This window comes from Burkholderia sp. AU45388 (genome assembly GCF_030481585.1).
In the GTDB taxonomy this organism is placed as follows: Bacteria; Pseudomonadota; Gammaproteobacteria; order Burkholderiales; family Burkholderiaceae; genus Burkholderia; species Burkholderia sola.
In genome coordinates, this window is sequence record NZ_JAUJPV010000013.1 from 166,391 (window position 1) to 192,038 (window position 25,648).

Genomic DNA, 25,648 nt, shown 5'->3' on the forward strand with positions numbered 1-25,648 from the left:
TCATGCGATGCCGAATTGCGTCGCGCGGGCGATCAGCCGATGCGCGGCGAGATAGTCGGGGACTTCCGCGAGGAAGCCGTCGACGACGGCGGCGGCCACGCGGCGGCCGCCGGAGGTACGCCGCGCGTGATCGAATGCGTCGATCACGCGGCGGGCGACGGCGACTTCATCGGCCGTCGGCGTCAGCACGCGATTGACGACCGGCACGAACTGCGCGTTGACGATCGCCTTCGCCTGGTAGCCGAGGCCGCGCGACACGCGCATGTCGAGTTCCGCGCCTTCGTTGTCGGCATAGCTGTACGGGCAGTCGATCGCGGTCACGCCGACCGCCGCGCATTCGACGCGAAAGCGCGAGCGCACGTAGTCGAGCTCGCGGCCCGCACGGGTGCGTTCCGCGCACATGTCGGCCACCATGTCCTCGGTCGCGACGAGCACGGCCGACACACGCGGGCTCGAGCGCGCGATCGCCATCGTGTTCACGAGGCCGAGCGTCGTCTCGACGTTCGGCACCAGTTCGGTCGAGCCCGGCGCGATGTCGTATTCGCGCTCGAAGCGCGTGACGGCCTCGTCGAGCGCGACGACCTGCTCGGGCGTCGCCACGTACGACATCATCACGATGTCCGGGCGGCCGCGCATCGCGGCGCGCAGGTCGTCGATGCCGCCCGCGTCGAGCGGGTTCACGCGCACGGACGCCAGCACGCCGGCGTCGCGCCAGCCCGCGAGCACGCGCTCGCTCAGTTCGCGCGCGGCCGGGCGCCGGTCGGGAGGGGTGAAGGTTTCCAGTTCCTGGATCAGCACATCCGCGCCGCTCGCGGTGCCTTCAACGAGCGCATCGTGATCGGCGCCGGCGAGAAACAGCCAGGAGCGGCGCAGGCGGGAAGGGCGTCGGTTCGTCGGTGTCATGCGTGGTTTCCTGTAGGGCGCATGGAGCGCGTGGCGATGGCGCGGCACTCAGCCGGCGCGCATCATCTGGTTGAAGATGTTCTTGCGATGCATTTCCTCGGTGCCGCCGACGCTCATGAAGCCGAGCGCGTCCGACGCGAACGCGGCCATGGGCCCGGCCTGATAGCCGAGGCTGCCGTACAGCCGCACGAGACCGATCGCGCCGTCGACGAGATCCTGCGCGCCGACCAGCTTCGCGATCGAGCACGTCATCAACGCCTGCGGGTGATCCGTCAGCAACTGCGCGAGCGCGCCGCGCGCGAGCCACGTGCCGCGCTCGATGCCGATCCGCAGGTCGACGAGGCGGCGCTGCACGTACTGGTGGGCATCGATCGTGCTGTCGAAGCTGCGTCGCTCGCGGCAATAGCCGATCGCATCGCGCAGATAGGGCGCCGTCACCTGGGCCGCGACCAGGCCGTAATAGAGACGGCCGAGCGAGATGATGTCGATCAGGTTGCCGAGCCCGGCGCCCGGTTCGCCGAGCAACTGGCCGCGCGTAATCGGACAGTCGTCGAAATGCAGCGCGCCGGTGGGCAGGTCTTCGAGGCCGAGCTTGCGGTCGGGCACGGCCACCGTCATGCCCGGCTGGTCGCGATCGACGATCACGAGCGCGGTATTGCGCCGGCCCGGCGTTTCGATGCGCGTGACGACGAGGATGAAACGCGCAAGCGGCGCATGCGCGATATTGAATTTGCTGCCGGTCAACCGGTAGCCGTCGCCGTGCTCGGCGAGCGTCGTCGCGATGCTGCGTACGTCGGTGCCGGTGCCCGGCTCGGCAATCGCGGTTGCGCTCAGTTCGCCACGCAGGATCGCGCCGAAATAGCGGTCCTGCTGCGCCGCCGTGCCATGGCGCTCGAGTGCGCGCACCATGCCGGCCTGCGCGATCACCGACAGCAGCAGCGCCGGGCGGCGGATCGACGACGCAAGCCCTTCGAGCGCCGCGGAAAAATGCCACCAGCCGTGACCGTCTCCGCCATACGTCTCGGGCACGATCATGTCCCACAGCCCTTCGTGCCCGAGCCGCGTCCAGCCGGCTTCGTCGAATGCGGCGGGGGCGCGGCCGTCCTGCTCCACGGCAGCGGCGATCCCCGCGCCGATCTCGCGAAACCGCGCAAGCGTCGCGTGCTGTTCCTGTGTCCAGTCGAATGGCATCTGTCCTCTCCGGTCGAAGCGGCGCGGCCTTCGACGGCGCGCCAGCGATGACGACAAGGTTAAGGGGGCAGGGACAGCGCAGGTACTGGCAGTAGTGGTAGTTGCAGGGCGAATGAGCGGTTTGGCGGGATCGGCGATATGTCGCATTTCAGCCTCGCTGCACGTCCTCCGCCTGATCGGACGCCGCCTATAATCGCTATCAGCTTTTCCAGTAAATCGTGCTGACCAGGGTGGGGGTGTCCAAATGGGAAAGTGCCGTCGCATCTGTTCGCGCTTCGTCCTCGCAAGCTCGATCGCTGGTCTGACAATACTGGCGGGGCCGGGACACGCGCACGCCGAGGAGGGTCCTTCGCGCTCGCCGAGCGGGCCCCAACCATCCGGGAGAACGCTCAACGTCTATGCGGTGTATGGCGGCGGACGCGCGACCGAGGGCGGCGACATGCATTGGCGTGCGTACGAAGTCGGCTTCGGCGACGTCTTGAATGACTACCTCTCCGTCTACCTTGCATATTTGAACGAGGGGCATCCGCTGGATCACCACCGTGACGGTTTTGCCGCCCTGGGTTCGTTTCGTTGGCCGGTCGGCAGTCGTGTGGCGCTCGAATTTTCGGCGGGCCCGTATTTCAGCATGGACACGACGCATGTCGACGGCCAGCCACGCAACGACAAGCGCTGGGGCGTACGCGCGTCGGCAGCGGTGCGGTATTACGTCGTTCCCAACCGCTTCTTCCTCAAGCTGCAGTACAACCACGTCCAGATGATCGGCGGATTCAATTCCGACGCGGTGCTCTTCGGTATCGGCTCGGATTTCGGCGGCGATCCGGGCCCGGCGTTTTCGGACGGCAAGACGCAGGTCGGCGTTTGGGCCGGGACGTCGCAGACGAACCGTCCTCAAGTGCCGATCGAGAAGGGATACATGGTCGAAGTCAAGCGGCCGCTCGGCAATGCGTGGGCCTATTCGGCCAGCTTCATCTATGAAGGCAACAATGGCGTTGCCGGCCGACGCGGCGTGGCCGCGCAATTGTGGTACGTCGCGCCGATCAGGAGCAAATGGACGCTTTCGGCAGGCGTCGGTCCGTATCTGTCGCGGGATCGGAACGATGTTTCGGGCACGACACGACTCAATGCGTTGCTCAGCGCGCAAGTGGCCTATCAGATCACGAACGATTGGGCGGCAAGCTTGCGCTTCAATCGTGTCGCAACCGGCAACGACAAGGATCAGGACATGTTCATGGTCGGCGTCGCGCGCAATTTCTAGTTCCGGCGAATGACCTTGAATCGGTGCAGTTCGCGCATCGTCGGCGTCACCCATCCGGCGAGCTGCATGGCCGGCTCCCGCGCGAAAGTATTCGAAGCTTTCGCTCGCAGTTGGGCGCTCGAATTCAAAGCGCGCGGTATCGGGGCCAATGTGATGAGTCCAGGCTCCGTCGACATGCCCAGTCTTTCCAGATTGGGTATCGACGCAGCCGATCGCCCCGCGTAATTGCACCCATCAATCGTCAGTCAAGGCGCGACGATATCTGGCGACGTACTTGGCCTGAGCGATGACTTTCCCGTGCATCTGATAGGCGACGAGCGCAGGACTCGCCGCCGACGCTACGTCAATTTTTGCCACGTCCAGGGCCGACGCCGTCACGACATATCGATGCGATGCCCCCTCAGGCGGGCAGGGCCCACCGTATCTGGATTCGCCAAAGTCCGTCAACGTCTCGACCGCGCCCGCCGGCAAGAACGTCGGATTGCCGGAAGCGCCTTTTTCGATCGACGACGTCGAAGGTGGAATATTGACGATCGCCCAGTGAGTCCAGCCGAGGCCGCCGGTCGGCGCATCGGGGTCGAAAATTGTCACGACGATGCTCTTCGTGCCGCGCGGAACGTGAGTCCACGAAATGCGCGGCGAAACGTTCCGACCGTGACAGCCAAAACCTCCGTACACATGTTCGTTCGTGAAGTGTCCGCGACTGAGGTCATCGACCCTGATGGTGAACGGCGCCGCGCCGGCTGTCGCCGGGATGACCGCTAGTGCTGCTGAAGTGCATAGCAGCGCGGGAAATAAAATTCTCGATCGCATGATGTGCTCCGTTGAAGGGTGGGAATTCAGTACGCCGGTATCAACCGTATCGTGTAGCGATTCGCGTCGGAAGGCAGATTCGCGAACCACGATGTTGCCTTCGCTGCAACGCCGCTGGCAGGACTTTCAGTCGATTCGATCGTCGCTCGTGCCGGCGACTATTGACGAAAAAGCCGCCGCGAGTCATGTGAGCTCGCGGCAGTTCTCCGGCAACCGTCAAGGCACCTATACGACGATGGTCGAGAGTCGAGTATCGATCAGTAGTCCCACTGCACCGGCACGAAGCGGAAACCTTCACCGCGCTTCGCAATGTGACCGATGGAAGGGAACGCGACATGTGCCGCGGCCAGCAGTGCGCCAGATTCAGCCGCTTCGTCGAGCAACGCCATGCGGACGTCGATAGCGCCTTCAGGATCATGCTCGAAGCCATTTTGCCAATCGGGATTGTCGAAGTTGACTTCGAAAATCGCATCGCCCACGAACGTGAGTTTCTCGCCGTTGGACGCGATGTCCACGACGCAGTGTCCCGGCGTGTGACCACCCGTCACGCGGGCCGACACGCCCGCGGCGACTTCCACGGTCCGATCGAACTGCGCGATGTTCTCGCGATAGAGTTCCACGAACTTTGCAGCAGCCTTGCGCAGCGCGGGAGGTACCGCTTCCGGCATCACCGTCTTGCTGAAGTCGGGGTTTTTCCAGAATTCAATTTCCGGGGCCGACACGTGAATGCGCACGTCGTGGCGCAGCTTGGCCTTGACGCCATCGACGTTCAGTCCGCCGACATGATCCATGTGCATATGTGTAATCACGATATCGGTGATCGCCGCCAGGTCGATGCCGGCCGCTTCCAGACGCATCACCGACCGACCGGCGCGCGAGAAGTATTCGAATCCGTCACCCACGCCCGAGTCGATCAGGATCAGGCGTTCACCACTACGCACGAGCGCGATGTTCAGTGCCCAGTCGAACATGTCGCGCTGGAGGAAACGACCGTCGAACCATTCGTTGCGGTCGGCTTCGCTCACGTTGGTCGACATGGTGGACGTCGGCAGCGGCAAAACGCCGTCGCTAATCAACACGACGTCGACGTCGCCCACGCGCACGGCATAGCGGGAAGATACGAGTTCGCCCGATCCGCCTTTTCCAAGGTTGGCGGTGACCGGCTGCACATTGCGGATTTTTTCGCTCATCTTCAATAATCCTATTGATTAAGTTGGGCAATCTGAACAGAACGGCATGGTCAAGAAGTACGACCTGGGTCGCGCGCGATCGCGACGCATTCGCTCGACCAAAACCGGGGAAACGGCCCGGCGTTGCCGGGCCTCGACGACGATTGCGCTAATTCACCGGCGTGAGGACCGGCGCGCCCTTGTTCTTGATCAGGAACACGACGAATCTTGCCGGCTTCGTGCTGCTGGCATTTCGGCCCACCGTGTGCAGGTCTTTCGGGCCTTCGTGGAACGTATCGCCGGCATGGAGCGTAACCTCCTTCCCGCCATTCAGGCCCATCACGATGCTGCCGTCCAGCACATAGACGAATGCGTGCGCGTCGTGACGATGAACGGGATCGACGCTGCCGGGCGGATAATCCACGACGATCATCTCGACCTCCTTGCCCGGATACTCGGGCAACGGCTCCGTGGTCAGCGTTGTAACGGTCGCGTGCGGCGCGGCGGCAGCCGGCTGAACGGGCATCAGCAGCGACAGTGCGAGCGGTGCAAGTGCGAGCATGTTGCGTTTCATGTCGTTACTCCAGGTTGGCCTTGTCGAGCCCGAACGTCTTGTCGAACGATCCGGGCACGATCCGGAACGCGACATTCAGCCGGTTCCAGCAGTTGATCGCACCGACGAGGAAGGTCAGATCCGACAGATCCTTTTCGGAATAGTGGGTACGCACGCGTTCGTAGAGATCATCCGGCAAGCCATCCGACGAAAGCTGCGTCAGCGCTTCGGTCCATGCGAGCGCGGCGCGTTCGCGCGGCGAAAAGAGCGTCGACTCGCGCCAGATCGCGACGTGATGCATGCGCAGCTCGCGCTCGCCGTGGATCCGGGCCATCTTGACGTGCATGTCGACGCAGAACGCGCAGCCGTTCAGTTGTGATGCGCGAATCTCGACGAGCTCGCGGACCGGCGCTTCGATCGTCGTCTTTTGAAACAACCCGTCGAGCTCGACGAGTTTCTTGGTGAATTCCGGCGATTGCTGAAAGTAGTTGATACGTTGCGTCATGATCCGTTCTCCTGATTTGTTGACGTGGATACTACCGGCCCTGCGTATCGCGATCGATCGCACGACCCGCGTGGCAGCCATCGTAATCGCGGCTTCCGCGGGGCAGTAGTACCGGGCGCGCCTGCACTCTGTTGTCGCTTCGGCACCAATCGTGCGCCACGTATGCCGGCGAGATTCAGTCACGCCGACACGGTGAGGACGCTGCGGATTCCCTGTCGCACCATCTTCGTATAGGGGCACAGGCATTCCGTGCCGCGGACAAGACGTTCAGCGAACTGCCGGTCGATACCCGGCATGCGGACGATGAGATTGGCGAACAGCGCATATCCGCCATCCATCGGATCACGACCGAACGTGACTTCGACGGCCACGGTGGCGTCGCGGATATCGAGCCGCTCGCGTTGCTATAACGCGATGATCGTGTGGTCGCACGAGTTGGCCCCAGCGACGGCTCTCGCCCACGATTTCGGTCCAGATGTCCAGCGCGTCCGTGGCGCGGTTGTACGTCTGGACATTCTTGAAGCCGACGATGAACGACGTCGCGGTTCCGAGGAGACCACGATCGTCAGCGGGATCGACGACCATCTAGGAACTTGTACAAAATGACCAGCACAGTCCCGAAGACGAAAAGCGCGTAGATGTTCCAGCGTGTCCAGATCAGGAACTCCGACAACTTGTACGATTTTCCGAGATGCATTTCATTTGCCTCATCGAGGGCTCGGCGCGCCACCGAATTCAGGGCGCAGCGGCCACGCGCGACAGAGCCGCAACGAAGGTCTTCAGCGGACAGGTGCCGCTACCGCCCGACGGGCGTCGCGTCAATCAACGACAGTCACGATATTGACGATCGCTTGTCTGGCCATCTTCGCGTACGGGCACAGGCGCTCCGCGGCTCGAACCCGTTCTTCCGCGATGTATTGATCGACGCCGGGCATCCGGACGCGAACGTCGACGAGCAATGCATGGCCGCCGTCCATCGGATCGCGGCCAAACGAAACTCGCACCTCCACGACCGTATCGGCGGGTTCCATGCCGGCGCGTTGCTCGAGCAGGTTCAGCGCACCGTGAAAGCACGCGGCGAAACCCGCCGCGAACAATTGCTCGGGGTTGGTCCCGTTGCCGGGCCCGCCCAACTCGGCGGGCAGGCGCAGATCGACGGCGAGGTTTCCGTCGTCCGAGCGCACGACGCCGGATGCGCGGCCGTGTCCCGTCTCGCCACCGGACACGGTGACGCTCGTCGTATAGAGCGGCTGAAAATCCCGACCCCGATACTTGTCGAGGAGGGAGAGCGGAGGGGCCTGCAGCGTGTTGTCATTCATGATGCGTGCTCGAGTTCGGCGACGCTTCGATTGCCGGTCGTTCATTTGTCGAAGCGTGTTGCAAAGGGGGGCTGCACGGCCGGGCAGATGGCGTCTTCACGAACAGGTGGAGCGAACGATCGTATGCGGAGCGCGGCGATCTTCCGGTGCAGCCCGAATCCAGGTTCGTCCATCGAGAAGGGCGCCCCCATGCTAGCGGAGCGCACCGTGCGACGGTATGGCCGTCGCGGGCGATTCAATGTTTCCCGTCGGACACCAATCGGGACCCTGACGCAGGACTGTGACACTCCGGCCGGCTGCGGCCCGCGCGTCAGCGGCCGACGCAGGCGCGCAGCGTTGTCGCGTGACGCTGCGCTTCGTCCGCGTCGACGATGTTCGCGAACCCGATGACGAGGCCGCGCGGCGTGAGCTGCGTATGGCTGTTCGTATACCAGACCGACAACGGCACGACCGCGAGCCCGGCCTCGCGCGCGCGTGCGGCGACGGCGACGTCGTCGACCGGCCCATCGGGCCCGTCGGTGAATCGCACCGCGAACTGGATCCCGCCCACCGGCGACTCGACGATCAGCCGCTCGCGGAACGCCTGACGCAATGCATGCACGATCAGCATGCGGCGCTCGCCGTACAGCGCGCGCATGCGCTTCAGATGGCGGGCAAAGTGCCCCTGTTCGACGAAATCGGCCAGCGCCGCCTGCAGGAGCGGCGGCGACCCGGCATTCATGCTGCACGCCACGCGTTCGACGCGCTCCACGGCGCGCTCCGGCACGACCGCGTAGGCGAGCCGCAAACCGGGGTACATCGCCTTGCTGAAGGTGCCGCAATAGATCACGCGATCGCGCCGGTCGAGACTCTTCAACGCGGGCAGCGGGCGGCCGAGATAGCGAAACTCGCTGTCGTAGTCGTCCTCGACGATCCACCCCGACATTTTTTCCGCCCAGTCGAGCAACGCGATGCGGCGGGACAGCGACAGCGTATGCCCGAGCGGGCTCTGATGCGACGGCGTCACCACGGCGAAACGTGCCTGCGCGTCCAGCTGCATGCCGCGTTCGACGTCGATCCCGTCGGCGTCCACCGGCACGGGGACGAGTTGTACGCCGGTCTCGGACAGGAACCCGCGTGCGAGCAGATAGCCGGGATCCTCGAACCACACGCGCTCGTCTGCCCGTGCCAGGCTACGCAGTATGAGTTCCAGCGTGGCGCGGTAGCCGCCGGTGACGAACACCTGTTCCGGCACGCAGGTGACGCCGCGCGACAGCGTCAGATAGGTGGCGATGTGTTCGCGCAGCGGCCGGTAACCGGCCGGATCCGGATAGCCGAGCAGTGCGCGTTCGCTGCTGCGCGCGCGCTGCGACACGAGCCGGTGCCAGACCTTGCGCGGAAATGCATCGAGCGCCGGGAGCCCGGGTTGCAGCGGGCGCGGCTCGCCGCTCAGCGCGACGGCGATCGGCTGCGCTCGGCGTGGCGGCGTGTCGTTCGATCCGACCGACGCACGCTGCGGGTCGGCATGTTCGGCGGAGGCGGGCAGCGACTGCGTCAGCGAGACCGGCAGGGACGGCGAGACGAACGTGCCTGCCGCGCCGCGCATTTGCAGATAGCCCTCGTCGACCAGGACCGTATAGGCCTGCTCAACCGTGCCGCGCGCCGTATTCAGTTGCGTCGCCAGGCCCCGCAGCGCGGGCACGCGATCGCCGGGGCGCAGATGACCGGCGGCGATCGCGGCCTTGAACCGCTCGCAAATCTGCAGATAGACGGGCAACTGGTGGTGCCGGTCGATTTCGATGGACAGCGGGGGCGTTTGCGCGGACATCACGGTCTCCCGGGTAGCGCGAACAGGACGGGAATCGATGCCGCATGGACCAGTCCGATCGACGATTCTTGGCACTTATGGATAGGACATGATTCTTCCACAATTGCGGCACGGCATGCGACGGTCACGATCGCCTTTCAACGGATCCGACGCCGCCGCGTACCCCCTCGCAGTTCAATGCAATCCATTCGTCAGGAGATTTTGCGATGAAGATCGTTGTCATCGGTGGTTCGGGCCTGATCGGCTCGCATGTCGTCGCGCTGCTCGGCGAAGCCGGTCATCGTGCGCTGGCTGCGTCGCCGCGCACCGGCGTCAATACCATCACGGGCGAAGGCCTGGCTGACGCATTGACGGGCGCGGACGTCGTCGTGGACGTGGCGAATGCGCCGTCATGGGAGCCGCAGGCGGTGCTGGACTTCTTCCGCACGTCGGCACGCAATCTCGGCAAGGCGGAAGTGGCGGCCGGCGTGCGCCACCATGTCGCGTTGTCGATCGTCGGTTGCGACCGCATGCCGGAGAACGGCTATTTCGCGGCGAAGGTCGCGCAGGAACAGGCGATCGAGGCGGCGGGCGTTCCGTACACCATCGTTCGCGCGACGCAATTCATGGAATTCATCGGCGGCATCGCGGATGCCGGCACGGTGGACGGCACGGTCCGCATCGGCGACGGCCTGTTTCAGCCGATCGCCGCGGAAGACGTGTCGTCGCTCGTCGCGCAGATCGCGCTCACCGGGCCGCGGAACGGCACGGTCGAAATCGCGGGCCCGGATCGCGCGCCGTTCGCGGAGATCGTCGCGCGGTATCTGAAATCGGTCGGCGATACGCGTACGGTGGTGACCGATCGCGATGCCCGTTACTACGGCGGCCGCGTCGAGGAGAAATCGCTGGTGCCGCTCGGGAGTGCGCGACTCGGCCGCATCGGTCTCGACCCGTGGCTCGCAAGAAGCTGATTCGCGTGTGCAGTGGTTCGCCGGCGCACGCCGGCAACGGGCAATCGGAGTGAGCGACATGTCTGAGGAAGCGGAAATGAATCATTCGGAACCTTCGGGGCAGGGCGTTTGTCGCGACCTGACCGGTCGCGCCGATGCACTGTCCGCGAGCTTCGGGGCGAGCTATGCAGGCATCCTTGCCTTCGTTGCAGTGGCGAGCGAGGGAAGCTTTACCAAGGCCGCCGAACGGCTCGGCGTCGGACGGCCAGCCGTGAGCCGGAATGTCCAGAAGCTCGAAACGCAACTAAGTACGCGGCTGTTCCAGCGGACCACGCGCATGACCGAGCTGACGAGCGAAGGCCAGCGATTTTTCGAGAACTGCCACCAGGGCGTCGCGCAGATCGTCGAGGCCATGAACGACATGCTGGAACTGCGGCAGGGGCCGCCGCGCGGCCTGATCCGTATCAGCTCGGCGGTGGGGTTTGGCCGGAAAATCGTTGCGCCGTTGCTGGAAACGTTTGCACGGGCGTACCCCGACATCGTCTTCGACCTGCTGCTCGACGACCGGCCGCTCGACCTGGTGTCGGAACGGATCGACGTGGCGTTTCGCAATGGCCGCATCGAGGACTCCAGCATCATCGCGCGGCAACTGATTCCGATGCAGATGGCGCTTTGCGCAGCACCATCGTACGTGGCGAGGCACGGGCTCCCGAAGAGTCTGGCGGATCTCGACCGGCACGAGTGCATCAACTTCCGATTCGCGAACGGCCGCATTTTCGAATGGGAATTCAACGTCGACGGCCGAGTACAAAAGTACTTGCCGACGTCCCGCCTCACGTTCAACGACGCGGATCTGGTGTTGCAGGCGGTACTACGCGGAGCGGGTATCGCGCAGATGGCGGGCTATCAGATTCGCGACCACCTTGCATCGAACGAGCTCGTAGTCGCGCTGGCGAAGTATTTGCCGGAAGATCGCGGCCACTATATCTGCTATCTCAGTCGGCAACATCTGCCGACGCGCATTCGTATCTTCGTCGACTTCATGACCGAGCAGATACGCGCACTTGACCTGAACTGCATGACCCGTTTCAACCCGGATGTCACGGAGGAATCATCGCCGGCGTTGGCTGCCTGAAGGCATTACCTCGAGTCGATCCACTTCACGCATCGTCATCGTGATCGTCCCAGTCGCGTTCTTCGCCGGCGCTCCCAAGGGTGCAGGCGATCAAACTACAGGCCAAAACCGGACCCACTAGTTGCGGTACGGTATGGTTTCCATACGCTTTCTCGGGTTAGACAGCCTCGACGGCAAGTCTGGCTATGACATCAACAGCGATCTCTCGGTCATGAAGTGCATCAGCAGTTGCGTCCACGTGGTGCCGTGCGTGCAAGCTGAATGACTGCTCGCGACTTGGCCAGATCACATCGGCGCGATCGTGGAACTCGGGAAGCGGCGGCGATCAGCGCCCCGATATGGCGGTATGGCTGGCCAGTTGCCCTGTGGCCCAGCGGAGCTTACGTTCCATGATGCGCAGATTAATGCGGTCAGACGCCAGATGCCCAAGCGTGTTCAGTGCGTCGCGCTGCGATTTCGGAAGTCTGCGCGGCATGCGGTCGATCACGCATAGCGAGCCCAGTGGATACCCCTGACTGTCACGAATGTTGACCCCGGCATAAAAACGGATGTGCGGCGAGCCCGTCACGAGGGGGTTATCGGCAAAGCGCACGTCGATGGTCGCGTCCTCAACGACAAACACGTCATCCTGTAGGATCGTGAAGTTACAGAACGCCCATGAGCGCGGCGTTTCCGTCGTTTCAAGCCCCCAACGTGACTTGAACCATTGCCTGTCGGGCGTGAGAAGAGTCAGTAGCGCAATGGGGGCCTCAAGAATGGCCGCGGCGAGACGCGTAATTTCATCAAAGGCTTCTTCGGTCGGGGTATCTACCAGGCCAGAAGCAGTCACTGCCCTCAGCCTTTGCACTTCGTTGCCAGCCGGTCTGCCCTTCAGCGGACCGGCTGCAAGCTCATTTAGTGCTCCGTCGTCGGCAAGCAACCGGCGGACCGTGGTCTGAATGACGCTCGCGGACCTGCCGACGTCTAGCAGGTGTAAACGCCGTCCGACGCCTTGGAATGCGGGGTTCTCTGTGCCTTTGGGATGGCCAACCATGACAACGTGAGTGTGGCCGAGCGCAGGATGTTCCAGAATGTGCTCCACAAGGGTCAAGCAGTCGGCGCTGTCGTCGTCAACGACGATCACTGAGGGCAGAAGATGACCGGCACATAGCGAGGTCTGAACGGCGTCCGAGCTCGCGTGCACCGCGCACTCGGGCAGAACGCCGAGCATTTCCACAAGACGCTGGGTCTTATGCTGTGGCGCATGCACGAGCAACAGCGCGGGCACATCGATCTTTTCCTCAGCAAGCCTAGCCTTGAGGTCCGTGACAGCGCTGCGCCGGATGCGTCGGTGTCCGCCGGGTGTCTTCCAGGAGTCGAGCGCGTTCTCTTCGATCCATGTCTGGGCCGTACGCACCGACACGCCGAGGATCTCCGCTGCTTCCCGGGTGGTAATGATGGGGTCTTCCATGAGGTTCCTGTCTACATTGCTCGCAGAATACCTGATGCAAGGGTATACCGCACCCGGGAAATCAAATATGGCAAATTCGGCAATTTAACCTACGATGTCGCGTGCGCATCGATCCTTGATTCGCTTCCCCCGCCCCTGTGGGAAGGGAGCGGGGACCGGCCTATGTGATTTTTTTGCCAAGGAAGTTGAAATTCAAGGCCGCGAAGGATCGCTTCGGTCGGCGCAACGCCCTCGGGGATTCCGTAAGCAGTAAACACTTAAAACGGAAAAATCGGCAAAATATCCTAAAGCCTTTCAAATAGCTGCCGTTATAGTCGATATAACTTGGCGCTGTACGCGTGCATCAAGACCCGCAAAAACAAAGGGGGAAACTGACGAGCCCCACGGGGCCAAACGAACGACCAAACATACTCCAACATTCATGGCGCGCCAGCCCGTTTTCGACAGGACAGGAACGGGGCGCCTATGAGCTGAAGTTGCGGAACGGAGGCAGTTGCAGAGCAACACCACTAAAAACGGATATTGAACTGGGGAAAGCTAATGAGGTATTTAGGAAACCTACGGATCGGTACTCGCCTGCGGGTCGGGTTCGGCATCACGTTGCTGCTTCTAATGATGACGGGGGGCCTGGCGATGCTGCAGGCGTCGAGAATCTATGCGGGTACTCAGGACATCGCTGACAACTGGCTCTCCAGTGTTCAGAAACTAGGCGAAATCAGGGCGCTTGCTAACGGCGTCCGGCGAGCGAGCTTGCGCTCCGTCATGGAGAGCGAGGCGACAGCGAAGCGAAACCAGCGCGCACAGCACGACGCTGCGTTGTCATCCCTCAAAGCTGCTATGGCAAGCTACGAGAAGCTCCTTTCATCGCCCGAGGAGCGACAGGCTTTCGGCGATCTGAACAGGGCGTGGGCTGCATACGAAATATCCGACACGAAACTTCTTGATCTCTCGGAATCGGGCGATGTCGGCTTTTCCGCCGCCAGATCGCTCGCGACAGGCGAATCTGCAGCGCTGTTCGCGCAAGCAGTGCAGTTGGTCGAGCAGGACGTGAAGCTCAATCGCGCTGGAGCAGATGCTGCCACGAGCGAAGCGGCGAATAACTATCACGCGACGATCGTGCTGACCGGTGTGCTTTGCGGCGCAGCGCTGCTGCTGTCCGTCGCTGTCGCATGGTTGATTACCCGTTCCATAGTCACTCCGCTGGGACGAGCGGTCGGCATTGCCGAGACTGTGGCGCGCGGCGACCTGACATCCGACATTGAGGTATCCGGTAGCGATGAAACGAGCCAGCTTCTGCTCGCGCTACGCAATATGAACGCACGGTTGCTGGATGTGGTGAGCCGCGTCCGCGCGAGTAGCGAGAGCATCGCTACAGGCTCCGCGCAGATCGCCGCAGGTAACACTGACCTTAGCCAACGGACTGAGGAGCAGGCAGCATCTCTTGAGGAGACCGCGGCCAGCATGGAGCAGTTGACAGCGACGGTCAAACAGAACACGGACAACGCGAGGCAGGGAAACACACTCGCCAGCAACGCATCGGAGATCGCTGCCAGAGGAGGGCGGGTGGTCGCGGAAGTCGTCGACACCATGCACGACATTTCCAAAAGCTCGGCAAAGGTCGCCGAGATCATTGCGGTCATCGAAGGCATCGCTTTCCAGACGAACATACTCGCGCTGAATGCGGCCGTTGAAGCCGCACGTGCGGGTGAGGAGGGCCGGGGCTTTGCGGTAGTGGCGAGCGAGGTGCGGGGACTTGCGCAGCGAAGTGCTTCGGCTGCCAAGGAAATCAAGGAGCTAATCGTCCAGTCGGTGGCCAAGGTTGAAGCGGGTACATCGCTTGTGGACAACGCGGGCGCCACCATGAAGGACGTGGTTGAATCCGTAAAGCGGGTCACTGACCTCATGGGGGAAATTGCGTCTGCATCGATTGAGCAGCATACCGGTATCGAGCAGGTCAATCAGGCTGTCATGCAAATGGACGAAGTTACGCAACAGAATGCGGCGCTCGTGGAGGAAGCTTCGGCAGCGGCCCAGTCGATGGCATCGCAGTCAAGCACCCTTCGCGACCTCGTCTCGATTTTCCGCCTGCCTGATTCGACCGGTGGCACTACCAGTGTGCCCGGGCAACTGCCCGAGCTTGCGCGGCGGCCAATGCCTAAGGCGAGGAGCATTGCTCAACGTAGGCCCGAAGCCGCACTGCCTTCCAACGAAAGCAGTGCTGGTTGGCGGTCGTTCTAAGTGGTGGCCTGTGCACTTTGACACGGCAGCTCCCTGGATCGGCGGCCAAGTCTTCGCAGGCAGCGAGATCCGACTCCCGACCGGCGTGATGCCCAAGCGACCAGTCTCCTGATTCTGCCAACCAATCCTGCGGTCGGCGTTCGTTTCGATCTCGCTCTGTATTGATTGAACTCGCAAATTGTCGGCGCGCCGTGGACGCACCGTATATGGAAGCGGCAACTTTCAGAGTCGTGCATGAGAACCGCAGCAGAAATGCCTGTACAGACTGGTGAGATCACCCTGTAAACAGACTGCTGTTCACGTACAAAAATTACGGAGGCCGGATGCAGACGAGCTTTTTTGACAGACTCAACGCGTCAACGAGATTACGATTCAGAGTATTCGGCGCTGTGATCGCGACTTTGTTCTGCTGCTCATTCGCTGCCGTCTGCATACAGCTCAGCAGTACTCGGAATGAAGCCTATTGGTTAAATAGCGTATGGATTGCAAACACGAAATTATTGGGTGAGATGGGCGACCGAGTCACTGAACTTCGACTGGCGCAAGCTCAAATTCTATTGGCTAGGAAGGCAGAAGATCTGCAGACGGCAATAAGCCGCGCAGCGGAGCACCGACGTGCACTTACCGAGTCAAAGGCCGTGCTGGCCGCGAGTAACGCGGCATACTCGCCGGGCGACCTCAGCCATGCACTCGAAAGGACGAACGCGTATATTGTCTCTGAGAGTGACTGGGAAAATAGCAGCTCACCAGAAGCCGCGTTTGAAGGTGAAACCAAAAATCTGTACGAAGCGGCTGACGGGGCAATCGACACACTCATTGACGCCAACGCGGCGGCTGCATATATAGACACATTTCGAATCGTCCGCACGTCACGGGCATTATTTTTCTTGGTTATCGGAGTCGGCATCCTGGCATGCGCCGTGCAGTTTTGGACGACGCGTCGGCTTGAATTGCTCATATTTCATCCCTTGGAAAGAATCACCGACGCACTTAGCCGCCTTTCTTCAGGTCAAGAGGACACTCAGTTTCCGGTGACCGATCGTAGAGATGAAATTGGCGGCCTCATTTGCGCGTTCCAGCGCTTCCGACTCAACACGGAAGTGCTCCGTGAAACCTACGTTGCGACAAAGCTCGCCGAGGAAACCGCCACACGCCTTGCACATCATGATCCTCTGACCGGGCTGTTCAACCGAAGGCATCTCCGCTCGCGCATTGACCACCTCAAAGACGACACGTCCGGCCGGAAGCACTTTTTGTACGTAATTGATCTTGTTCGGTTCAAGCCAATCAATGACCTCTATGGTCACGCCGCGGGTGATACTGTTCTGTGTACTATCGCGAACCGGCTGCGCGCGCTTGTAGGTACAACCGACATCGTCGCCCGTCACGGCGGCGACGAGTTCGCCCTCCTTGTCAGTTTCGACGAGCACGCAGCGCAGCAAAGCGCGGAGGCACTCGCAATCCGTGTAATCGAGGCACTGCGGGCACCGTTTGATATTGAGCGAATTCATCTCGAGATGGGTGGAAGTATCGGCGTGGCAATGTACGCCCGTGACGGATCTGATGCAGACTCGCTCGTACGATCTGCGGATGCCGCCATGTATCGTGCCAAAGGAAAGTCGATCTGCGAATACCAGTTTTTCGAGGAAAGCATGCGAGAGGAACTTCGGAAAGAAGCTGAACTCGAGATTGACATACGGACGGCGGTTACGGCTCACGCAATCTGTCCGTATTATCAGCCGCTCGTCGACCTCTCCACAAGAGAGATTCATGGCTTTGAAGTGCTTGCGCGTTGGACTCATCCTACGCGCGGGCCCGTCACCCCGGAGGTGTTTGTCCCAGTCATTGAACGGCTCGGCTTGGCGGCCTCGTTTACGCTCGCGATATTAAGGCAGGCTTGCCGGGATGCCCGGCAGTGGCCAGGCACTCCATCGCTGGCGGTGAATGTGTCTCCTCAACAGCTCGCCGACGCACATTTTCCATCCCAAATCCTTTCGATTCTTAATGAGGAAGATTTTCAGCCAGAACGTTTGGAGATTGAAATGACTGAGTCAGCCTTGGTAGGAGATATTGAGGCGACAAAATCAACAATCGAGAATTTACAGCGATGGGGGATACGGGTGTCGCTGGATGATTTTGGTACGGGATACGCAAGTCTGCATCATCTTCGGGAATTGCATTTCGATAAGGTCAAGATCGACAAATCTTTCATTCAATCGATGCTTGTTGATAGGGAAAGCGAAAAGATCGTCGACGCGATGCTCAACCTTGTCAGCGGGCTCGGGTTGTCAACCTTAGCTGAAGGGATTGAGACCATCGAGCTTGAGGATGCACTTAGAGAGCGAGGTTGTACTTATGGGCAAGGCTATCTGTTCGGGAAAGCAGTTACAAGCAACGAGGCTTTCGAACTATTGCGGGCGCGTATGTCCAGCAGAGAAGACGAGCCCGTTCTTTCGTGACGACGATCGTTCTCCCGCGTGCTCATGGTGATCAGTCCAGGTTGGCCCACGATGCGCTCTGGCAGTTCAAACCGCCGCCAGCATGCGCCGAAACCCTCGAACTACGACATTTCAACTTTGCCCAGATACGACATTACAACTTTGCTCTTACACGAAAAATAACGATAATGTTAATTATGTCAAATGTGGTGGCTAGCTAAAAACCGGTACTTCTGTCAGGTTGAAGGAAACTGTTTGTAAACATACTTACAATCGCTTACGCAGTTTCGCCTCTCGCAACGCCTATGAATGCCGCCGCCTGCCGTCACGGCGCGCTAGACGATTTTCTCGCGCTCACGGACGGTCTGTCCATCGCTCGAATCGCCGAAACACTCCGCTGCTGCACCCGCACCGTCCGCAACTATGTCGCGGGTCGCTCGCCGATCCCGTGGCACCGTATCGAAGTCCTGCGCCTGCTGGCGCTGGAATCCAATCGCGCCGCAAACGAAGCGACCGGCCCCGGCCAGCGCGTCGACGCGCCGTCGCCAGTCCGCGCGAACATCGAGCCGGACCCGAACGCTCCGGACGTGCCACCCGATGAGATGCTGGCATGGGTCGCGGTTCATGCGCCGCACTACCTGTCGAGCCAGCGCAGCCTCACGTACTACATTCGCGGTTGGAGCGTAGTGGACAAAATCCGCCGAGCCAAGCGCGAAGGCACGTTCGCGGCCGTGCTCGCAAAGTGGCGCACGCTCGCACTCGATCTGCCGCGCTCGTGGCGATCTGGCCCCCTCTGGACCTGCATCGGCTCACCGGCCTATGTGCCCCCATAAACGGCACCCAACATCGCGGCTCACGACGTTGACAGCGGCTAATGCACCCGAAATACTGTATATCCACACAGCAATTGTTTCCGCATCATGCCGAGCGACGACGACGCGAACGTCTTGGAATTCTTCGATGAGCGCGCCGCGATCATGACCTTCGACGGCGGTTTGCCGCGCTATGACGCCTATTTTCGCGCGATGGTTCGCACTCGCATGTACTTCGAGCCACGCGGCATCCCGATGCCGTCGGGCAGCTATTTTTCGTCGTTCTGGAAGAGCGAATTCGGGTGGAACGACAGCACGGGAACGGTTGTAAGTTTCCCGTGCGCCGTCACCCATGCTTACCATGTGGTGGGCGGCGCAGTGCGAAGCCGAGCGCGCCGGGCGCTTCTACACGTGGCTACTGCAAGTCCCGGGCGATCCTGATTGGGTAGAATCCCCGTCGCATCATTCAAACAAAGCTGAGAGAGGTTGAGGCGCTACGCGCTGACGCCGCATATTTCGAGGGCACACGCATGTTGCGAAAAATCGCAGTCGTCGGGGATACGTTGTCGAGCGGCGGTAACGTCCTGCCGCACGGCGGGCCACCCATCACCATGAACGGGCATCAGGTCGCGTTGATCGGCGGCCCGGCTTTCTGCGCCGCTTGCAAGACGACGGGCGTTATCGCCAAGGCTGGCGGGCCGTACCGCATGAGCATGGCGGGCGAATCAGCGCTCGATCAGGACATCGTGCTATGCGGATGCCCTCGGCCACCGAAAATCATTGCAGCGCTCGGCGGCGAAGCGTGGTGCGACGACATGGTTGAGGGGCACGGCAAGGTTGTATCGAGCCTGACCGCCACGGGCGGCGTTGCAGCGGTCAAGAAAGGCGCATTCGATGAGCAGGTGAAGGCAACCGAGCATCAAGTTGAAGGCTTGCCGTACTACATCGAAACGGCCGACGGCCGCGTCCATTTCGGCCGCCTGGACGCGAGCGGAATATTGCCGCGCATCTACACCGGGGACGATCCGGGCTCCTACACCGTCCATTGGGGCGACGACGCGCTCGCCATGCACCACGGGGAATGATCGATGCCGCACACGAAACCAACCAAGATCGACACGAACACCCAAGCGGGCTCGCAGAAAGAAATCCCCGTGAAGGCGATCACGTTCAAAGAGCTTTGGGACGCCTACCCTTCCGGCAACCCGTACGACAATCCGGACTACACGAACCAGTGTGCCATTCGCATGAGCGTCACCTTGCATCGGGTCGGCGTCGGCATGAAGTCGTTTTCGCAGAAAACGGTAAAGCCCATGTCCGGCTCACCGACCATCGGTCGAATCATCCTCGACGGAAAGCCGACGGCAACGCGCGCGGATGAACTCGGGGAATGGTTGGAGCATCAGCCCTTCGCCGGGCTACCGAAGGCCGAAAACATCACCGGCGCCGATTGGGAGTCGAAGGTGAAGGGGCGCACCGGCATAATCCAGTTCTCGCGCTACTGGACACGTGACGGCGAAGCCACGGCGAACGCGAGCGGCGGGCACATCGACCTGTGGAACGGTTCGCGCCTGACCGTGAGCAGCGCGCCCGATGCGGTCGCGACCTTCAGTCGGGTGCTCGGTTTTCAGTCGTTCGCGCCCGGAACATCGTTCGGGTGGTCCGACCTTCGGAATTCGAAGCAGATCCTTTTCTGGGAAATCAAATAATGCGGCGCCTATTGGGAACGATCGGATTTGCGATTGCGGGGCTCGTGAGCGTGATCGCGTGGTCCGCGGTCGATTCTCGCCTATGCACGGTGATCAAAAATTGGTGTACGCCACCGGCCGGGACATGCGGCGGCGGCGTCGACGCATGCGCCGCAACGACACACGCCACAATCGATCTGTTCGTCTACTTGTTCGGCCCGCCAATCCTGTTCGCCGCGCTTGGGTTTTCCGTGTTTGCCCGTCGCCGACCGGCGCATATCGTCGGCGCGTACCTTGTCGGCGCGGTGATCGCGCAATGGGTACTGTGGTTCATCGGGGTTCGCATTCTGCATATCTGACGCGATCGCGATCAACAAAAAAGCCCGCACGTGTGCGGGCTTTTTCTATTTTCCTCCCTGCCGGAAATGCGTCCGGTGCCGATCTGTCGTCGGGTCGTCGCGCATCTCCATTTCGAGCGATGACGTGAACCCGCCGTTACCGTCGATCCGCGACACAACGCGTTTCACGAGCCACGGCGTTGAATCAATATCCGGTTTGAAGCCCTTCGCGTTCACGGTCATTTCCGGGTACACGTCGGCCCGGCCGAGCGCGAGCGTCATATCGAACGTTGCCTGTCCGCGCTGCGTGCGCGCGTATTCAGCCTTGGCCGCCGCCTCCGCATCAGCGCGCGAGCCGTAGATTTCCGGCAACAGCTTCGTGCTGCGGTTGTTTTCGCCGCCGACGATCACGGATTCCTGCTTGCCCTTCTTCGACGTGTGCCAACGCGCGCGCACCGACGCGTAGCTTTCGCGCTGCGAGACGTGATAGCGATACGAATCGCCCTTCGCCTTCCGGATCTCCAGCGACGGCAGAGGCTTACCGCTCGCGCTCGTGCCTGCCCCGATCGGCATGAACAGCAGTCGCCCATCCTTGACCGTCATCACCGCGTCGTACCGTTTCGCAAGCCGGGTCAAAAACGACATGTCGCTTTCGCTCGTCTGATCGATATGCACGATCCTGACTTTCGCGAGCGCGTCGCCAAGCGCAGGCGTCAGCTTGTGCCGAGCGGCGATCGTCTTGACGATATCGCCGATCGTCTGGCCGTGCCAGCTTTTGTCGCGCCGCTCGTGCATGGCATCCGTCATCGACGCCGAACGCGCGCTGACTGTGATCTGATCGGGCGCACCGTGGAACTCGAATTCATCGATCGTGAACGTGCCCTTGTCAACGAGCGTTTCGCCCTCCCACCCGATCGACAGCTTCAGTTCCGCGCCGCGCTTCGGCAGTTCGAGAACGCCGCGCGAATCGTCCAACACGAGATTGAGCGAATCAGCTTCGTCGGCGCGTGACTCGCTCAACGTGAGGTAGACGAGATACGGCGCGATCGTGCGCGACAGGTCGCGCCCGTCGAGGGTGATGCGGTAGTCAGCGTATGGGACGAGTCGCCGCGTCGGCAGCTTCGCCGATTGCACAAAATCCGTCATCGCCCTAACCCTTCTTCGCTTTCGGCTTCTTCGGTTTGACGTATGGCGGTGTCGCACTCGGCGGCGCCTTGTCGAGCGATCCACTCGTCGGCTCGCTCGTCGCGGCGCCGCCGTCAACCGAAGCCGCGAGTGCGCGATCGTCCACGCGCGTGATCGTCAGCGTGAATTCGATTTTCTGCGGCACGCCGAGGATCGTGAAATACGAGTGCGTTTCGTGTAGCTCGTCGATCGTGTATGCGCCGTAGACGATGCCGCGCCCGTCCACCAGCACGTACGCATCGCCCGTGTTCGCCATTTCTGAAATCAGGTCCATCGAGATAGGCGAGCCGAGCACGCCCGTTGCGATCATGCCCTGCATCGTGAACGTGTCGTCGCCCACCCCGGCGAACTGACGCGCATCGCGGGCGCCCACACGCGAATTGCTCGCGAACTTCCACGTGCGCCGACGCTGCATTTCACTGAACGGCGCGGTAAGCGTGCCGAAAACGAACTGTCCGAGAGAAAGCAGCATGGCGGCCTCAGTCGGACAGACGCGAGCTGACGCGGCGGCGATCCTCGCGCTCGACCTGATCAATCACACGGCGCACGGCCGCCTCGAATTCCTTCACGTTGTCACCATTCGCTACGTTGATCGTGATGTAGTAATTCCGCGTTCCGCTATCGACTGACGCCGACGGCGCCGCGCTCGCGGCCGACAGCGGCGGCCGGGTGTCGATCAATGGCCGCATTTCTCGCGGCGACGGCGCAGCGTTCGCCGTCAGTGCGCCGAACGTGATCGACGCAGCCCCGGCGAGCCGGGCAGCAGCACCAACTACGCTCGCGCGTTCGCCCTCGATCCCCTGCGCCGCGCCTTGCCCGATAAACCCGCCGAGCGCCGCAAAAACGCGGCTCGGGCTATGAATGCCGAGCTTTTCTTTGAACCAGCCGATAGCAGAGTCGCCCAACGACGTGATCGCCGACTTAACCGAAGAGAGCGCCCCCGTGATGCCGTTCACGAGCCCGGCAACCATGTTGCCGCCAAACTCGGTAAATTTCGCAGGCAACTCGACACCGAACCACGACATAACCGCCGCGAATGCGCGGTAGAAAAGACCGACCGGCGACCAATTCAGAATGAGCGCGACGATCGCGCCAATACCACCGTCGAACGCTGATTTGACCTCCGCCCACAAGCCCCCGAAAAACCCCTTGATCGGTTCCCAATACCGGATCAGCAGGAAGGCAGCGAGCGCGATCCCGGTAATTGCCAACCCGATCGGCGTCAGCAGCAGCATGCGACCCACGGTGAATAGCACCGTGCCGAAGATGCGGAACGCACTCCCCAACATACCCAAGGTCACGCGCAACAAACCGCCCTGAACCCCAAGCATCGCCAGCCCGTACCGGGTCAACGCGAGCGGCCCGATAATTGCCGCGAGCCCGATCGTCAGTGAGCCACCGACCACGAGCACCGCGCCGAGCGCAGCCAGACCGATCGCGAGTGCCCGCGCCGTGCCCGCATTCCGCTCGGTCCACCCGCTCACACGCTCGATCAGGTTTGCGGTCATTTCGAGCCCGCGGTTATACAGCGGCAGGATTTTCGACCCTAGCTGTTCTTCAAGAATCGCTTTCTTCGACAACGCGTCGATTTCCTTGCCCTGCGGCAACGTCTGGCCGACGTTGAACCCCTGGTCGATATCGTATGCGTGCTCGTTCAGTGCAACGCTCTTATGAATCGCCTTGCGTTGCAGGAACATCGTGGCAAACAGGTTCGACGCACGACGGTTCGTGAAAATCGAACTGATCGCACTGAGAACGTCGCGTTCCTTCGTGATGCCCTTCTTCTCAAACAGCGGCAGCAGGGTTTGTTCCATCCACTCGAACGGCGACGACTTGAACTGATCGGTGTTCAGCAGCGCGCCATCGGCGAACGCCTTCACGCGGCCGATCTTGTCGAACTCGACTTTCTTTTTGTTGAGCAGGCCGAGCGACATGAGCTTGCGCGTCGCGCGCACCGTCGTGCGGCCTTCAATCAGGTTCTGATACCCAGACATGAGCGCGCTACCCACCGTGTCGCCGCCCATTTCCTGAATCAACGGTTCCATCTGGAAATAGAACGCATCGGAACGCAGCATCTTGGCGGCCGTGCCGCCCGTCTTGATGAACTCCTGCCACTGGTCGCCACCGACTCGCCCACCGGTCGCCGTGATGACCTTCTGCACCATGTTCGCTTCGCGATTGAACGTTGCGGCGTCGTTCGTGCCGCCGCGCTGTTCGATTGCCTTCAACATGTTGATGAACTTCTGTTCGTTGTCGCCGCCTTGCTCGGCGCCGAACAGCGAATCGTTCGCGAACTTCATTTTTGAGAGCGTCGGCAGAATCATTTCCGCGTGATGCTCGTCGTTGAGGATCGTCATGGCGTCACGCATGAGCGTGAGGTTTTCCGTCGTGCTGACGCCGTAGGACTTGTGTTTCCGTGCGAAATCGATCGCCTTCGCCGTATCGTGGTCGCCGGCGCCGAGCGCTTGAATTCGCACCTCTTCCAGCTTCGCGTGCTTCGACTCATCGAGCACCGCACCTACCCCGCGGAGTACACGACCGCCGACGGCGCGGGACGCGTAGCCGCCGACCGCCATTTCGGCCGCCGCACCGCGCGCGGCCTGAAGGCGATCACGTGCGGGCGTGAGCGCCGCGCGGCGCCCATGCACAGCCTGCAACCGGCGCCCCTGTTCCGCGATCGTATCGTTCGTTTTCGCGATGCTCGACTGCAACGATTTCTCGTATGCCGTCAGCGTTTGCGTGCCACGCCCGGCCTGCTGCATGCGCGCGTTCAACTCGCCAAGCCGGATCCGCTGCTTCTCCTGTTGCTGCGTGAGCGTGGCGACGGACGCGGATGCCCGGCGCATCGCGTTCTGCATCCGCACTGTGGGATTTTCCGTCGCCTTGATCTGCGCTTGCAGCCCGGCGAACTTCTCCTGTGCCGCCTTCAGCTTCGTAGCGGTCTGCCCCATTTCGGCACGGATGGCCTTGACTACGGCGACGGTTTTCTGTTGCTTCTGCAGTTCAGAAAGCTGTTTCTTCGTGTCGGCGAGCGCGCGCGACAGGCTTTTGCTACCGGCGAGCGTCTGGCGAATCGGGCGCGTCATGCGATCGACCATATCGAACACAACGCGCAGTTTCAGTTCGTTATTCATTCCGTTCGTATCGCACTCGCGCCCGCTCGCGCCAATCCATCAGTTCAGAAACAGACATCCCGTCCATGACAGCGGGCGTCCAGTTAAAAACTAGCGCCACGTCTGCCATTGCGTCCTCGACTATGCCGGGGAGCCCATGCTTGCTCGCATGGCTTTCGTCATAAAAAAACCGCTGACGATGCCTGCCAGTTGCAGCAAATCGGCCGGGTCCAGCTTCGACACGTCGGCTTCGGTGAGCGTCGGCGTGGTGATACGCGGCAGCACCTTGTGCAGCGCCGACACATCGAGGTTCACGAGATCGGACAGCGACACGCCGCGCAGTTCGCCGGAACCCGGCTTGCGCAGCGTGATCACCTTGATTTCGTTGTCGCCCTGACGGATCGGCTGGTCGAGGGTATGGGTGTTTTCCGTGTTCAGTTCTTTCACTATCGTTTCTCCGTATGGTGAGTGTCAGCGCGCGGACACGCCGCGCCTTTGGTTTAGACGCCGATGATCTTTCGCACCTGCGCGAGCGCATCCTTGCCGCCCGTCAGTTCGATGAAGTTTTGCGCGTCGATTTCGATCACGGTGTCGCCGTTGATGGACAGCTTGTAGTAAGCGAGCGGCATCGTTGCTTTCGTCGTGGTGTCGTCACCCGCTTTCGCATTGCCGAAATCGAACCTGTCCGCATTTTTGTGGGCGAGGCGGTTGAACAACGTGTTACCCACGCGCCTGCATAAATCGCTCTCCGAACAGGATAGCAAACTGATTCATTGCTGATTTCCAGTCGAATGCGGACCGCAC

General features: G+C 61.6%; 26 protein-coding genes and 2 pseudogenes. 11 read left to right on the plus strand and 17 right to left on the minus strand.

The annotated features are described in order from the left end of the window. Together QZM72_RS21200 and QZM72_RS21205 are read right to left on the minus strand one after the other, a co-directional pair. Complete coding sequence (locus tag QZM72_RS21200) at positions 1-903, minus strand: CoA ester lyase (RefSeq protein ID WP_089467475.1); 903 nt, start codon at positions 901-903, stop codon at positions 1-3. 48 nt (positions 904-951) lie between these two features. Further along, on the minus strand, positions 952-2,094 hold the full coding sequence (locus QZM72_RS21205; RefSeq protein ID WP_301739109.1) for an acyl-CoA dehydrogenase family protein: 1,143 nt from the start codon (positions 2,092-2,094) through the stop codon (positions 952-954). A gap of 244 nt (positions 2,095-2,338) precedes the next feature. Between QZM72_RS21205 and QZM72_RS21210 the strand changes: the two genes are divergently transcribed. Continuing rightward, the gene (locus QZM72_RS21210; RefSeq protein WP_301739110.1) at positions 2,339-3,352 is read left to right on the plus strand and encodes a hypothetical protein; all 1,014 of its coding nucleotides are present in this window, start codon (positions 2,339-2,341) and stop codon (positions 3,350-3,352) included. A 69-nt stretch (positions 3,353-3,421) separates the two neighbouring features. Further along, positions 3,422-3,574 (plus strand): annotated as a pseudogene (locus tag QZM72_RS21215) (short-chain dehydrogenase); the annotation flags it as partial. A gap of 12 nt (positions 3,575-3,586) precedes the next feature. Here the strand turns inward: QZM72_RS21215 and QZM72_RS21220 are convergent. The 8 genes and pseudogenes from QZM72_RS21220 to QZM72_RS21255 form a co-directional block, all read right to left on the minus strand. After that, positions 3,587-4,165, minus strand: coding sequence for a YbhB/YbcL family Raf kinase inhibitor-like protein (locus QZM72_RS21220; RefSeq protein WP_301739111.1), 579 nt, complete (start codon positions 4,163-4,165; stop codon positions 3,587-3,589). Positions 4,166-4,422: 257 nt separating this feature from the next. Continuing rightward, positions 4,423-5,355, minus strand: coding sequence for an MBL fold metallo-hydrolase (locus QZM72_RS21225; RefSeq protein WP_301739112.1), 933 nt, complete (start codon positions 5,353-5,355; stop codon positions 4,423-4,425). Positions 5,356-5,503: 148 nt separating this feature from the next. Further along, positions 5,504-5,908: a cupin domain-containing protein gene (locus QZM72_RS21230; protein WP_089467480.1), complete on the minus strand. Its 405-nt coding sequence runs from the start codon at positions 5,906-5,908 to the stop codon at positions 5,504-5,506. Positions 5,909-5,912: 4 nt separating this feature from the next. Continuing rightward, the gene (locus tag QZM72_RS21235) at positions 5,913-6,392 is read right to left on the minus strand and encodes a carboxymuconolactone decarboxylase family protein (RefSeq protein ID WP_301739113.1); all 480 of its coding nucleotides are present in this window, start codon (positions 6,390-6,392) and stop codon (positions 5,913-5,915) included. Positions 6,393-6,571: 179 nt separating this feature from the next. Beyond that, positions 6,572-6,763, minus strand: a complete 192-nt coding sequence (locus QZM72_RS21240) for a hypothetical protein (protein ID WP_301739114.1) — start codon at positions 6,761-6,763, stop codon at positions 6,572-6,574. A gap of 61 nt (positions 6,764-6,824) precedes the next feature. Beyond that, a pseudogene (locus tag QZM72_RS21245) lies at positions 6,825-7,089 on the minus strand (multidrug transporter); the annotation flags it as partial. A gap of 121 nt (positions 7,090-7,210) precedes the next feature. Beyond that, the gene (locus tag QZM72_RS21250) at positions 7,211-7,711 is read right to left on the minus strand and encodes an Ohr family peroxiredoxin (RefSeq protein ID WP_301739115.1); all 501 of its coding nucleotides are present in this window, start codon (positions 7,709-7,711) and stop codon (positions 7,211-7,213) included. Between the two features lie 310 nt (positions 7,712-8,021). Continuing rightward, positions 8,022-9,518 (minus strand): PLP-dependent aminotransferase family protein, encoded by a 1,497-nt coding sequence (locus QZM72_RS21255; RefSeq protein ID WP_301739116.1) that lies wholly within the window; start codon positions 9,516-9,518, stop codon positions 8,022-8,024. 206 nt (positions 9,519-9,724) lie between these two features. Here QZM72_RS21255 and QZM72_RS21260 point away from each other — a divergent pair, with 206 nt between their 5' ends. After that, a complete protein-coding gene (locus QZM72_RS21260) occupies positions 9,725-10,468 on the plus strand; it encodes an SDR family oxidoreductase (protein ID WP_301739117.1) in 744 nt (247 codons plus the stop codon). 76 nt (positions 10,469-10,544) lie between these two features. Next, the gene (locus QZM72_RS21265) at positions 10,545-11,582 is read left to right on the plus strand and encodes a LysR family transcriptional regulator (RefSeq protein WP_301739118.1); all 1,038 of its coding nucleotides are present in this window, start codon (positions 10,545-10,547) and stop codon (positions 11,580-11,582) included. 325 nt (positions 11,583-11,907) lie between these two features. On the opposite strand, the gene QZM72_RS21270 is transcribed toward QZM72_RS21265, so the two are convergent. Next, the gene (locus tag QZM72_RS21270) at positions 11,908-13,032 is read right to left on the minus strand and encodes an excisionase family DNA-binding protein (protein WP_089467486.1); all 1,125 of its coding nucleotides are present in this window, start codon (positions 13,030-13,032) and stop codon (positions 11,908-11,910) included. Positions 13,033-13,572: 540 nt separating this feature from the next. Between QZM72_RS21270 and QZM72_RS21275 the strand changes: the two genes are divergently transcribed. The 7 genes from QZM72_RS21275 to QZM72_RS21305 all read left to right on the plus strand — a co-directional run bounded on the left by QZM72_RS21275 (position 13,573) and on the right by QZM72_RS21305 (position 20,567). After that, entirely contained in the window at positions 13,573-15,270 is a 1,698-nt protein-coding gene (locus QZM72_RS21275; protein ID WP_301739119.1) for a methyl-accepting chemotaxis protein, read from the plus strand. A gap of 323 nt (positions 15,271-15,593) precedes the next feature. Beyond that, complete coding sequence (locus QZM72_RS21280) at positions 15,594-17,729, plus strand: bifunctional diguanylate cyclase/phosphodiesterase (RefSeq protein WP_301739120.1); 2,136 nt, start codon at positions 15,594-15,596, stop codon at positions 17,727-17,729. Positions 17,730-18,013: 284 nt separating this feature from the next. Then, complete coding sequence (locus QZM72_RS21285) at positions 18,014-18,541, plus strand: IS21 family transposase (protein ID WP_301739121.1); 528 nt, start codon at positions 18,014-18,016, stop codon at positions 18,539-18,541. An 87-nt stretch (positions 18,542-18,628) separates the two neighbouring features. After that, positions 18,629-18,961, plus strand: coding sequence for a hypothetical protein (locus QZM72_RS21290; protein WP_301739122.1), 333 nt, complete (start codon positions 18,629-18,631; stop codon positions 18,959-18,961). A gap of 89 nt (positions 18,962-19,050) precedes the next feature. Further along, on the plus strand, positions 19,051-19,605 hold the full coding sequence (locus QZM72_RS21295; protein WP_301739123.1) for a PAAR domain-containing protein: 555 nt from the start codon (positions 19,051-19,053) through the stop codon (positions 19,603-19,605). Between the two features lie 3 nt (positions 19,606-19,608). Then, a complete protein-coding gene (locus tag QZM72_RS21300; protein ID WP_301739124.1) occupies positions 19,609-20,229 on the plus strand; it encodes a type VI secretion system amidase effector protein Tae4 in 621 nt (206 codons plus the stop codon). Between the two features lie 44 nt (positions 20,230-20,273). Next, the gene (locus tag QZM72_RS21305) at positions 20,274-20,567 is read left to right on the plus strand and encodes a hypothetical protein (protein WP_301739125.1); all 294 of its coding nucleotides are present in this window, start codon (positions 20,274-20,276) and stop codon (positions 20,565-20,567) included. A gap of 45 nt (positions 20,568-20,612) precedes the next feature. Here QZM72_RS21305 and QZM72_RS21310 read toward each other — a convergent pair whose 3' ends face one another. Genes QZM72_RS21310 through QZM72_RS21335 form a run of 6 tightly spaced genes read right to left on the minus strand, consistent with a single transcriptional unit; the run spans position 20,613 to position 25,572 of the window. Beyond that, positions 20,613-21,692 (minus strand): phage late control D family protein, encoded by a 1,080-nt coding sequence (locus QZM72_RS21310; protein WP_301739135.1) that lies wholly within the window; start codon positions 21,690-21,692, stop codon positions 20,613-20,615. 4 nt (positions 21,693-21,696) lie between these two features. After that, positions 21,697-22,203 carry a phage tail protein gene (locus tag QZM72_RS21315; protein WP_301739126.1) on the minus strand — a complete coding sequence of 169 codons (507 nt, stop codon included), beginning with the start codon at positions 22,201-22,203 and terminating at the stop codon, positions 21,697-21,699. Positions 22,204-22,210: 7 nt separating this feature from the next. Next, the gene (locus tag QZM72_RS21320) at positions 22,211-24,865 is read right to left on the minus strand and encodes a phage tail tape measure protein (RefSeq protein ID WP_301739127.1); all 2,655 of its coding nucleotides are present in this window, start codon (positions 24,863-24,865) and stop codon (positions 22,211-22,213) included. Then, positions 24,858-24,974 carry a GpE family phage tail protein gene (locus QZM72_RS21325; protein WP_212169552.1) on the minus strand — a complete coding sequence of 39 codons (117 nt, stop codon included), beginning with the start codon at positions 24,972-24,974 and terminating at the stop codon, positions 24,858-24,860. The genes QZM72_RS21320 and QZM72_RS21325 overlap by 8 nt, the downstream gene beginning before the upstream one ends. Before the next feature lie 11 nt (positions 24,975-24,985). After that, on the minus strand, positions 24,986-25,291 hold the full coding sequence (locus tag QZM72_RS21330; RefSeq protein ID WP_301739128.1) for a phage tail assembly protein: 306 nt from the start codon (positions 25,289-25,291) through the stop codon (positions 24,986-24,988). Between the two features lie 53 nt (positions 25,292-25,344). Then, the gene (locus QZM72_RS21335; protein WP_301739129.1) at positions 25,345-25,572 is read right to left on the minus strand and encodes a phage major tail tube protein; all 228 of its coding nucleotides are present in this window, start codon (positions 25,570-25,572) and stop codon (positions 25,345-25,347) included. Positions 25,573-25,648 lie beyond the last annotated feature (76 nt).